At 68.6% G+C, this 10,058-nt stretch carries 11 protein-coding genes and 1 pseudogene; 5 read left to right on the plus strand and 7 right to left on the minus strand.

All coding sequences use genetic code 11. The features are described from left to right. Window positions 1–125 precede the first annotated feature (125 nt). Both E1292_RS17220 and E1292_RS17225 read right to left on the minus strand, forming a co-directional pair. Window positions 126–851: a sulfite exporter TauE/SafE family protein gene (locus E1292_RS17220; protein ID WP_165974595.1), complete on the minus strand. Its 726-nt coding sequence runs from the start codon at window positions 849–851 to the stop codon at window positions 126–128. 104 nt (window positions 852–955) lie between these two features. Next, complete coding sequence (locus E1292_RS17225; RefSeq protein WP_132596230.1) at window positions 956–1,708, minus strand: HpcH/HpaI aldolase family protein; 753 nt, start codon at window positions 1,706–1,708, stop codon at window positions 956–958. 57 nt (window positions 1,709–1,765) lie between these two features. Here E1292_RS17225 and E1292_RS17230 point away from each other — a divergent pair, with 57 nt between their 5' ends. Next, complete coding sequence (locus tag E1292_RS17230; protein ID WP_220446887.1) at window positions 1,766–2,446, plus strand: GntR family transcriptional regulator; 681 nt, start codon at window positions 1,766–1,768, stop codon at window positions 2,444–2,446. Between the two features lie 20 nt (window positions 2,447–2,466). On the opposite strand, the gene E1292_RS17235 is transcribed toward E1292_RS17230, so the two are convergent. From E1292_RS17235 to E1292_RS17255, 5 genes are read right to left on the minus strand one after another with little or no spacing between them, the layout of a single operon-like run. After that, window positions 2,467–4,137 carry an ABC transporter ATP-binding protein gene (locus tag E1292_RS17235; protein ID WP_132596231.1) on the minus strand — a complete coding sequence of 557 codons (1,671 nt, stop codon included), beginning with the start codon at window positions 4,135–4,137 and terminating at the stop codon, window positions 2,467–2,469. Window positions 4,138–4,175: 38 nt separating this feature from the next. Beyond that, on the minus strand, window positions 4,176–4,973 hold the full coding sequence (locus E1292_RS17240; protein WP_220446888.1) for a creatininase family protein: 798 nt from the start codon (window positions 4,971–4,973) through the stop codon (window positions 4,176–4,178). A gap of 52 nt (window positions 4,974–5,025) precedes the next feature. Then, entirely contained in the window at window positions 5,026–5,910 is an 885-nt protein-coding gene (locus E1292_RS17245) for an ABC transporter permease (RefSeq protein ID WP_132596233.1), read from the minus strand. Window positions 5,911–5,912: 2 nt separating this feature from the next. After that, window positions 5,913–6,857 (minus strand): ABC transporter permease, encoded by a 945-nt coding sequence (locus E1292_RS17250; protein ID WP_132596234.1) that lies wholly within the window; start codon window positions 6,855–6,857, stop codon window positions 5,913–5,915. Then, on the minus strand, window positions 6,854–8,437 hold the full coding sequence (locus tag E1292_RS17255) for an ABC transporter substrate-binding protein (RefSeq protein ID WP_220446889.1): 1,584 nt from the start codon (window positions 8,435–8,437) through the stop codon (window positions 6,854–6,856). Before E1292_RS17255 ends, E1292_RS17250 begins: the two co-directional genes overlap by 4 nt. A 288-nt stretch (window positions 8,438–8,725) precedes the next feature. Between E1292_RS17255 and E1292_RS17260 the strand changes: the two genes are divergently transcribed. From E1292_RS17260 to E1292_RS53810, 4 genes and pseudogenes are all read left to right on the plus strand, one after another. Next, on the plus strand, window positions 8,726–9,103 hold the full coding sequence (locus tag E1292_RS17260; RefSeq protein ID WP_220446890.1) for a DUF2089 domain-containing protein: 378 nt from the start codon (window positions 8,726–8,728) through the stop codon (window positions 9,101–9,103). After that, a complete protein-coding gene (locus E1292_RS17265) occupies window positions 9,100–9,360 on the plus strand; it encodes a hypothetical protein (protein WP_132596236.1) in 261 nt (86 codons plus the stop codon). Before E1292_RS17260 ends, E1292_RS17265 begins: the two co-directional genes overlap by 4 nt. An 11-nt stretch (window positions 9,361–9,371) precedes the next feature. Then, window positions 9,372–9,794: an SHOCT-like domain-containing protein gene (locus E1292_RS17270; RefSeq protein WP_132596237.1), complete on the plus strand. Its 423-nt coding sequence runs from the start codon at window positions 9,372–9,374 to the stop codon at window positions 9,792–9,794. Window positions 9,795–9,901: 107 nt separating this feature from the next. Continuing rightward, a pseudogene (locus E1292_RS53810) lies at window positions 9,902–10,058 on the plus strand (cytochrome P450); the annotation flags it as partial.

Below are 10,058 nucleotides of genomic sequence, written 5' to 3' on the forward strand. Positions count from 1 at the left end.
CTGCCAGGCCGTTCTCGACATCCTCGGCGGCAGCTGCCTCAAGAACCCCTTGACGTGGCAATGCCCGTCACGCGCCGGTCCTACCGTTCAGGCAGTTGCAGACCCGGCAGGCCGGGCGGCCGTACCTAGGTCAGAGCGGCCTGCGCCAGGGCCATGCACGCGCTGGCGACCAGCACCGTCAGGACGATCTTCCTGAAGCGCCGCGGGTCCGTCCGCGCGAAGATCCGGTCGCCCAGCCACCAGCCCACGGCCATGCCGGGGAGGCCGGCGGCGGTCAGGAGCAGGTTGTCCGCGGTCAGCCGGCCGACGGCGAGGAAACCCAGGACGGCCAGCGCGTCTCCCGCGCAGAACGTCGCCTGGAGCGTCGCGCGGAACTCACGGGGTTGCAGCTCCATCGCCTGGAACGCCGCGACCACCGGAGGGCCGTTCATGCCGGTCGAGGTCAGCAGCGCCCCGCTGACGAAGCCCGCGGCCGCCGCGGAGCCGGCTCCGCGGCTGAGGGTCGCCCCGCGTGCGAGGAGGAGGGCGAACGCCAGGACGACGCAGGCGATGAGGACCGACAGGGAGCGTGCGCTCAGCGCGGTGATCGCGAGCAGGCCGAACGGCATGCCCACGAGCCCCGCCCCGGTCACCAGCAACGCGGTCCGTCCCTGGACGTGACGCCTCTGGTGGACGGTGATGGCGAGCGCGAGCAGACCTCCGAGGGCCGTCACCACCGTGACGGCGGTCTGGGGTCCCGCCAGGAGTGTCAGGAGCGGTACGGCGACGAGGGCGAAGCCGAAGCCGCTCAGCGCCTGGGCGAAGGCCGCCAGTGCTGCGATCACCACCACTCCGGTGACGAGTGCTGTCATCACACGCGCTTCCTTCTGTCCGTTCCATCGGCTCCGGTCGTGTCCCCGGGCCTCGCGTTCCGCCGCGCCGCGGGGCATTGAAGCACATGGCGTTCCGGCTCCTGTCAGTGGTGGTCGGTGGTCAGCGCGTTCGCCTCGTCGAGTGCCGCGCCGAAGCCTGCCATGAGGGCGCCGTGCTCCATCGTGAGGACGAGCTGGTCGGCTCCGTTCTCGAGCGCGAACGCCTTCTCCGCGGTGGACCAGGCAGGCAGCACCCAGGGCTTGCCGGCGGCGCGGGCCGCGTCCGCCACGATCCTGAGGTCGGCGAAGTCGTCCTCGGAGCGGGTGTAGGCGCCCCGCCCGCGGCGCATGGAGAGGTCGCTGGGACCGAGGAAGACACCGTCGACCGTCGGGAGCGCGAGGATGTCGCCGATCTGGTCGATGGCGCCGGCGTCCTCGATCATCGGGTACACGCGGGTTTCGCGGTCCTGCCGCGCGATCCAGTCGTCGTCGTGGCCGCCGTACCGCGCGGTCCTGCCGCCGGCGAAGCTCCTTTCCCCCAGCGGGGGGAACTTCCCGAACGCGCAGACGGCGGCCGCGTGCGCGGCGTTCTCGATGTGGGGCACGACGACGGCGGTGGCGCCGAAGTCGAGAGCCTGCTGGATCGGCCCCCTCTCCGGCCCCAGCACCTTCGCCAGGACCTCGAGGTTCAGCCCCCGGAGGAAGGGGGTGAAACGTTCCAGGTCGGCGAGGTCGAACGCGCCGTGTTCGATGTCGAGGACCACGGCGCCGTAGCCGAGGCCGGCGACGATCTCGGCCGCGGCGAAACCGGGACCGGACAGCCATGCGGCGTACCTTCGGTCCTGCTCATGCGTCATGGAGTCTCCTTCGGGGTCTGTGGTATACGCTGTGTATACAATGGATGAGGGGGTGGCATGGACCAGTCACTCGACACCGGTCGGGCGATGACCGCAGGCGAGCGTGCCTACCAGTGGACGCGGGAGGCGATCCTCAGCGGGCGGATCCCCGAGGGGGCGTTCCTCGAGGAGAAGCTCGTCTGTGACGAGGCCGGGGTGTCACGGACCCCCGTACGCGAGGCGTTCCACCGTCTGGCCGCGGAGAAGTTCATCGACCTGCTGCCCCGGCGGGGCGCCCAGGTGCGGCGCGTGACGGCAGGAGAGTTGTTCGAGACCTATGAGATGCGGCTGCTGCTCGAGCTCCACGGCTTCAAGATCCTGTGCGACAAGAGCATCGACATACCGGCCGGACTGTCCGGGCATCTGGACCGGATGGAGGACCCCGAGCGCGTGGCGCGGGTCCGCGCCGGTGACCGGGACGCCATCGCCGAACACGCGAAGATGGACTTCTTCTTCCACTACTCCTTCGTGAGGGCGACCGGCAACAGCATCCTGATCGACCTCTACACGAGCCTTCAGCCGCGGCACCAGCGGATCGCGGTCAGCGCCGTGTCCCTGCGCCCCAAGCGCCTCGAAGTCATCGCCCCGGAGCACCGCACCCTGCTGAAAGCGCTGACCGACCACGACTTCGACACCGCCGAGCGGACCCTGCGGCATCACCTGCGCCCCGACGAGACGGTCGTCTCCCACCTGAGGTGACCGACGGATCATCGGCCCCCTCACCTCGCCGTCTCCCGCCAGAGCCGGCGGCGTTCGGCCTGCTCGACGGGGTCGGGCACCGGCGCCGCCGCGATCAGCCGCCTGGTGTACTCCGTCCGCGGGTCGCGCAGCACGTCACGGGCGGGGCCGCTCTCCACCAGCCGCCCGTGCTGCAGTACGGCGACATCGTGGGAGAGCAGCTCGACGACGCCGAGGTCGTGGCTGATGAACAGGCAGGAGAAGCCGAGCCTGTCCTGCAGTTCCTGGAACAGCCGCAGAACGGTGGCCTGAACCGAGACGTCGAGCGCCGACGTCGGCTCGTCGGCGATGAGCAGCTCCGGATCGAGCGCCAGCGCGCGGGCGATGCCGACGCGCTGCCGCTGGCCGCCGGACAGCTCATGAGGGAACCTGTCGGCCCAGCTCGTGGGCAGTTCCACCTGGTCGAGGAGGTTCAGCACACGCTCGTGGACGGCCCGGCGATCCGCGTAGCGGTTCACGATCATGGGTGCCGCGATCGAGTCTCCGATCGACAACCGCGGGTTCAGCGACGACCCCGGATCCTGGAAGACCATCGAGTACTTCCTGCGCAAACCGCGCAGTTCCTTCGGCCTGAGGCTCGTCACGTCCTGCCCGCAGATCTCGATGGTGCCGGCCGACGCCCGCACCAGGCCGACCATCGCCCGGCCGATCGTGGACTTGCCCGAACCGGACTCGCCCACGAGGCCGAGGACCCTGCCCTTCCCGATGGTGAAACTGACTCCGTGCACGGCCTTGAAGCCCTTGCGACCCAGCCTCCCCGGGTACTCGACCTCCAGATCGGCGACCCGGAGGGTGGCGCCCCCGCCTGCGCCGGTCGTGGCCGCGTCCGGTTCCGCGTGCCCTCCGGGCTCCTGCCGCGGCACCGCGGCGAGCAGCTTCCTGGTGTACTCGTGCCGCGGTTCGGAGAAGAGCCGGGCGACCGGCGCCTCCTCGACGACCTCCCCCTGCCTCATGACCACCACCCGGTCGGCGAGATCGGCGACCACCCCCATGTCGTGGGTGATGATGACGACCGCCGAGCCGAGGTCCTCCCGCAGGCGGCGGAGCAGCTCGAGGATCTCCGCCTGGACCGTGACGTCGAGGGCCGTGGTCGGCTCGTCGGCGATGATCACCTCCGGCGAACCGGAGATGGCCATGGCGATCATGGCCCGCTGGCGCTGCCCGCCGGAGAGCTGGTGCGGGTAGCTGTGGATCCGGCGCTCCGGCTCCGGGATCCCGACCTTCTTCAGCAGTTCCAGCGTCCGCGCACGGGCCTCGGCCGCCGGTACGGGCTCGTGGCACTGGATCGCCTCGATGATCTGCTCCCCGATGGTGTAGACGGGGTTGAGCGCCGTCATCGGCTCCTGGAAGATCATGGCGATCCTCCTGCCCCGGATGGCGCGGAGAGCCTCTTCGCCGAGGCCGAGCATCTCGGTGCCGCCGAAACGGATGCTGTCGTGGCGCCGCGCGTTCGGCGCCAGCAGCCCGAGTACGGACATCGAGCTCACGGACTTGCCCGAGCCGGACTCCCCGACCAGCGCCACCACCTCGCCCTTGGCGACCGAGAAGCTGACGTCCTTCACGGCCGGTGTCCACTCGCCGGCGATCTGGAAGTCCACGGAGAGCCGCTCGACCGAGAGGATCGGGTCGGAGGGAATCGTGCCGGTTGTCATGGCCTCTCCTCAGGTGCTCGTGCGGGAAGGACGGCGGGCTACTTCGCCGAGGTGTTCCGGTCGTACTCCCGGAGGTACGCCGAGCAGAAGCCGATCACGCGCTCGATCCAGATCTCGCCGATCTTCGCGCTGCCCAGGCTCACGTCGCCGGTGCACCCCGTCGAGCTGACCTCGGAGAAGTCCCAGAAGACGGTCCCGCGGACGTCGTAGCCGGGAATCGCCGCTTCCGTGTAGCTCGTCGGGTTCCAGCCGCTGGAGGACTCCAGGCCCCCGGCTACGGCGAGGTCGCCCTGCACCTGGTCCGGGAACATCGCGAGCATCGCGGAGTGCTCGGGCTCCGCCCCGTGGCCGTACGCCCTGCCCGGGTCGTCGTACACGTCGCGCATGAGCGCGTAACCCAGCTGCCACGGATACAGGTGCCCGATCAGGACCCCGAAGTCGCGCCGTGCGTCAAGGCCGGCGCCCGTGACCGGCCCGACGTTCCCGCCGTTGTTGTCGATGATGACGATGCGCCTGAAGCCGGACCGGACCAGAGCCTCGATGATCTCGTAGGTGACGTTGCGCAACGTGGCCTGGCTCAGCGAGAGGTTGCCGTTGTAGCCGCGGAACGTCCCGGAGTGTCCGTAGTTGAGGGCCGGAGCGACGTAGCAGCCGTTCTCCTTCGCCAGCTTGTCCGCGACCCACTCGGCCACGATGGAGTCCTCATGGATCGGCAGGTGCGGCCCGTGCTGTTCGACGGCTCCGATGGGCAGGAGGATGATCGGATCCTGCTCCGCCAACTCCTTGACCTGGGTCCAGGAGAGCTCGCCGAGCCTGTGCGTGGCGGGAAGGGCCATGGTGATGAGGTTTCCTTTCTGGATCGCCGTCGTCGCCGCGGGAGAACGGTGGTCAGGTGCGGTGCCGCGGGTCGAGCAGGTCGCGCATGCCGTCCCCGAACACGTTGAGCGCGAGGACGACGAGAATGATGAGCACGGACGGGTAGATCAGGAGCGTCGGCTGCACCTCGAGGAAGTCACGTCCCGCGCCGACCATCGTGCCCAGGGACGGAAGCGGCGGCTGCGCCCCGAGACCGAGGAAGCTCAGGCCCGCCTCCATCTGGATGGCGAAGCTCACCGAGAGGCTGAGCTGGACGATGATCGGCGCGGCCACGTTCGGCAGGATCGTCTTGACGAGGATGTCGGCCGGCTTCGTGCCCATGATCTCCGAGGCCTCGACGTACTCCATGCTCCTGATCGAGAGCACCTGGCTGTAGACGATCCGGGTGAACCTCGGAATGTAGAGCACGCCGATGACGAGGACGACGTTGACCAGCGCCGGGCCCAAGATCGCCACCACCGCGATCGCCAGCACGATCGGGGGGAAGCTGAGCAGCACATCGATGCCGCGCATGATGATCGTCGACACCCAGCGGCCGACGTAACCGGCCACCAGGCCCAGCGCGACCCCGATGACTCCCGCGACCGCAACCGCCGACAGGGCCACCGCGAGGGAGGTACGGAGCCCGATCAGCAGGCGGGAGAGGACGTCGCGGCCGAAGTCGTCGATGCCCAGCGGCCCGCCGGAGGTCAGCGGTCTGCCGACGATGTCGCGGTAGTCGTAGGGGGCGATGAGCGGCGCGAACATCGCGACGATGGCGACCAGCAGGAGGAAGGCGCCCGCGATGGACGTTCTGCGGTTCGCCACCATCCGCTTGAGAAAGGATTTCCTGCCGGCGCCTTTGACCAGTGGTGTGCCAGGCAGGGCCTGCGCCAGCGACTCCGGAGCAGTTGCCATGATCAGTTGTCCTCCGCCCGAGGATCGAGGGCCCTGACCACCAGGTCTCCGACGAGGTTGACCAGGATGACGATGGTCGCCGCGGCGAGAACGACGGCCTGGATGACGGGGTAGTCGCGCTGCCCCACGGCGTTCATGAGCAGGGAGCTCATTCCCGGCCACCCGAAGATGGTCTCGACCAGGACCGTGCTTCCGATGAGCGTCGTCAGCTCGACGGTCGTCATGGAGACCACGGGAAGCATGGCGGTCCGCAGGGCGTGACGTTTGATGACGCGCTTCTCGACGAGCCCTTTGGCCCGCGCCGTACGGACGTAGTCCGCGTTGAGCGTCTCGAGCATCGCCGCTCTGGTCATCCGGGTGATCACGGCGCATGAGGCCGCCGCCAGCGTGACCACCGGGAGGACGAGGATCTGCAAGTGCGCGACGGGGTCGTCCAGCGGCGAGGCGAACCGGCGCGGCGGCAGGATCGGGATGAGGACCGCGAACACCAGCAGGAGCAGGGTTCCGACGACGAAGACGGGAAGGGAGATCCCGAAGATCGACCCTGCGACCAGTACGTGGTCCGACGGCTTGTCGGCCCGGGTGGCGGCGACACGGCCGAGCGCGATACCGGCCACCAGAGAGACCGCCAGGGCGAGCAGGACCAGCTCCAGGGAGTTGCCGAGCCGGGAGGGGAGGTCCTGCATCACCGCACGGCCGCTGATGAGGGAGGTGCCGAGGTCTCCCTGGAGGAGCCGCACCCAGAATCCGAAGAACTGTCCCAGGAAGGGCTCGTCGAGGTGCATCGCGGCCCGGGTCAGGGCCACCTGCTCCTCCGTGGCGGCCTCTCCCAGGGCGGCCCTGGCGGGATCGCCGGGGATGAGCCGGGCGAGGAAGAAGACGATGCTTCCGACGAGGAGCAACTGGACGATCGCCTGGGTGAATCGTCTGACGAGGAAACGCCTCACGCTGTCTTCTCCATCCAGGTGCGGCGAAGAGCCGTGGCGGTCCACGCGCCCTTCGGCGGATGCTCGTATCCCCTGACGTAGCGGTAGTGAGCCTCGCCCTGCTCGCGGCGGACGGTGTAGGTCATCGGGACCAGCTCCAGCGCCCGTTTCTCGGCCTCGAGGTAGATCTCGTTCCGCAGAGCCGGGTCGGTCGTCCTTCTTCCCTGATCGAGCAGGTCATCGATCCTGTCGTCCTGGAAGTCGAGGTTCTTCGCGAAGGTGCCGGTGCCGCCGATGAAGTCACGCAGCGACGCGGGATCGCCGAACTTCGGCGCCGTCCCCCAGGAGTGGACGGGGAACGTCTTGGCGGCCACGCTGGCCCGGAACGTCAGCCACTCCTGCTGGGTGAGGTTCACGTTCATACCGGCCGCGCGCAGGCCCGGCAGCATCGCCTGGGCCGGCCGGGCGATGACCGAGTACGAACTGGTGGTGACCACCGGCAGCGTCAGCCCTTCCTGACCCGCCTGCTTGAGCAGGTACTTCGCCTGCTCGGGGTCGTACGGCGTGGAGTCGTCGAGCTGGCGTGCGTAGGGGGCGAAGATCTCGGGCATGAGAGCCCCGTCCATGGGCCGCCCGTTTCCGAGCAGCGCGGTGTCGAGGACCGAAGGCCTGTTGATCGACATGGCGACCGCCCTGCGGACGCGCACGTCGTCGAACGGCCGCCGGCTGGTGACGAACCCGACGAAGCCGAAACCGAAGGTCTTGTCGGAGGCGAACCGCAGCCGCGGGTTGCCGGTGATGACCCCGACATGCGTCGCCGGGACATAGTCGATCATGTCGACGGTGGCGGTGCGGAGTGCCGTGACGCGCGCGTAGTCATCGCTCATCGGCTGGAACACGATCCCGTTGAGGTACGGCAGTTCGGGCTCGAAGTAGTCGTCGAACCGGACGAAGGTGGTGCTGACGCCGGGGATGCGCTCGACGAACCGGAACGGGCCGGTGCCCATCACCTGCGTCTTGGTGTTCGCGCCCGACTCGATCCACTTCCTGGACACGATGTTGGAGGTCGGCGCCGCGAGGGCGAACGGGAAGGCCACGTCGGGCTGCTTGAAGGTGAAGACCACGGTGGTGGCGTCGACGGCCTCGATGGAGGCGACCTGGTCGAGGAGCGGCCCCGACGTCGCCGCGGTGTTCTCGTCCATCATGCGGCGGAACGAGAAGACCACGTCATCGGTCGTCAGGGCGGACCCGTCGTGGAATTGCACGTCCGGACGGAGCCTGACCTTGTACGTCCGCTCGTCGGTCCAGCCGAACTCGGTCGCGAGATCGGCGACGATCTCGCCGGAGCCGTCGTACTGGACCAGGCCGTTGTAGGCGAGTTGCCGAAGATAGTCCGACGCGCTGCCCGTGGAGACGTGGGGGTCCAGGTTGGCCGGATCGGTGGACAGGCCGAAGTGAAGAGCTCCGCCGCGGTTCGGACCGCCGGGGCGGGGCCGGACGGCCTCCATGGACTCCGGCAGGGTCACCGGGTTGCCGCAGGCCGCCAGAGTCGTGGTCCCCAACGCGACGGCGCCTCCCGCGAGGAAGCTTCGCCTGCTCATCATCGCCATGACATCTCCAGGTCGCCGGGCCTGACACTGAGCCGTCTTGGTAGGAATCCAGCACGTATGGCGCATGTATACACGGCGTTCACATGAGGGGTCAACGGCTATCCGAAAACCAGTCCGCACGTCGGCCCGTAACCCGGCGGGTCGTCGTCCGGTGGGCCGGGTCGCCCGTGCGGGGGAGCCGGGTCGGGGGCGCCCGGCCGTGATGGTTCGACCGGTCAGTTGAGATATTCAAGATCGACATATTGAAAATTCACATCGAAGCCCGGTATAACTTGATTTATGACAGATCGGGCGATGGACTGGCAGGAACTCACCAACCTGACCCGGGGCCGGCCGTTCGTCGTCGAGCGGGTGCGGCTGGCGGAAAGCGGCGTCGCGATCGAGGGGGAGTTCGAGCTGCCGCAACTGGCTCAGCTCGACGTCGAGGACCAGATCTTCGTCATGGCGTTCGTGCGGTGCCACGGCTCCATCAAGCAGATGGAACGGATCTTCGGGGTGAGCTACCCGACGATCAAGTCGCGACTGAACCGGATCACGCAGATGCTCGACTTCGTCGAGACCGATCCGGCGCCGCCGCGGGCCGACATCATCGATCGGTTGCGCCGCGGCGAGATCACCGCGCAGCAGGCCTTGTCCGAACTGGAGGGCCGGACGTGATGCCGCAGTCGGTGACCGTACGTGTCGAGCGCCCGGAGGGTCGTCCCATCCGGATCTGGGTCCCGGTGCTCCCCGTGGTGCTCGTGCTCTCACCGGTCGTGGCCCTGGCCGTCCTGGGGGCGGCCGTGGCCTGTCTCGTGTACCGCGTCAGCGTGGTGCGGGCACTGGGCGCCGGCTGGCGCGTCGTCTCCGCGTTGCCCGGCACCCGGGTCGACATCGAGCAGGACCGTACGGCTGTGCTCGTAGCCATCCGATAGCAGAGGTTCCGATGAACGAACAGCGCAAGGACATCCTCGACATGCTGGCCGAGGGCAAGATCACCGCAGCGGAGGCGGAGCGGCTCATCGCCGCGCTCGAACGGGACCAGTCGCCGGCGGCGTCGAGTCTCGATGCCCGGCCGAAGGGCAAGGCGAAGTATTTGCGGCTCATGGTGCACACCCTCGAGGGCGGCGAGCCGGGGCGGGTCGACGTGCGGGTGCCGCTGCAACTGTTGCGGGCCGGCGTACAACTGGCGGCCCTGATCCCGCCGCAGGCACTCGACCGGGCCAACGCCGAGCTGAACAAGTCGGGTGTGCCGTTCGACCTGACCCGGCTCAAGCCCGAACACCTCGAAGCGCTCGTCGAGCACCTCGACGAGATGACCGTGGAGGTCGACCAGCCCGATACCACAGTGCGGGTCTTCTGCGAGTAGCCACCGTCCGTGCAACGAACCTCAGGCCGTGCGGAACAGCAGGGCACGGTCGAACTGCCAACCTGACCTTCAGCCGCTCATTTCGCGCGGCGCGAATGAGGAAAATCATGAGTGAATCCCTCCATACCGTCACGACAATGCCGACGGCGCGTCAGCCCGGCTGTCCCTTCGACCCGCCGGCAGGGCTGATCGACGCCCGCGAGCACGGCCCGATCAGCCGCTTCCCCTTCCCCGACGGGCACCAGGGCTGGCTGGTCACCGGTT

The organism is Nonomuraea deserti (assembly GCF_004348685.1).
GTDB classification, from domain to species: domain Bacteria; phylum Actinomycetota; class Actinomycetes; order Streptosporangiales; family Streptosporangiaceae; genus Nonomuraea; species Nonomuraea deserti.

Excerpts from the sequence above, each read along its gene's own strand:
- E1292_RS17220 (WP_165974595.1), bottom strand. The coding sequence starts at position 851 with ATGACAGCACTCGTCACCGGAGTGGTGGTGATCGCAGCACTGGCGGCC.
- E1292_RS17245 (WP_132596233.1), bottom strand. The coding sequence starts at position 5,910 with ATGGCAACTGCTCCGGAGTCGCTGGCGCAGGCCCTGCCTGGCACACCA.
- E1292_RS17230 (WP_220446887.1), top strand. The coding sequence starts at position 1,766 with ATGGACCAGTCACTCGACACCGGTCGGGCGATGACCGCAGGCGAGCGT.
- E1292_RS17235 (WP_132596231.1), bottom strand. The coding sequence starts at position 4,137 with ATGACAACCGGCACGATTCCCTCCGACCCGATCCTCTCGGTCGAGCGG.
- E1292_RS17270 (WP_132596237.1), top strand. The coding sequence starts at position 9,372 with ATGAACGAACAGCGCAAGGACATCCTCGACATGCTGGCCGAGGGCAAG.
- E1292_RS17225 (WP_132596230.1), bottom strand. The coding sequence starts at position 1,708 with ATGACGCATGAGCAGGACCGAAGGTACGCCGCATGGCTGTCCGGTCCC.
- E1292_RS17260 (WP_220446890.1), top strand. The coding sequence starts at position 8,726 with ATGACAGATCGGGCGATGGACTGGCAGGAACTCACCAACCTGACCCGG.
- E1292_RS17240 (WP_220446888.1), bottom strand. The coding sequence starts at position 4,973 with ATGGCCCTTCCCGCCACGCACAGGCTCGGCGAGCTCTCCTGGACCCAG.
- E1292_RS17255 (WP_220446889.1), bottom strand. The coding sequence starts at position 8,437 with ATGAGCAGGCGAAGCTTCCTCGCGGGAGGCGCCGTCGCGTTGGGGACC.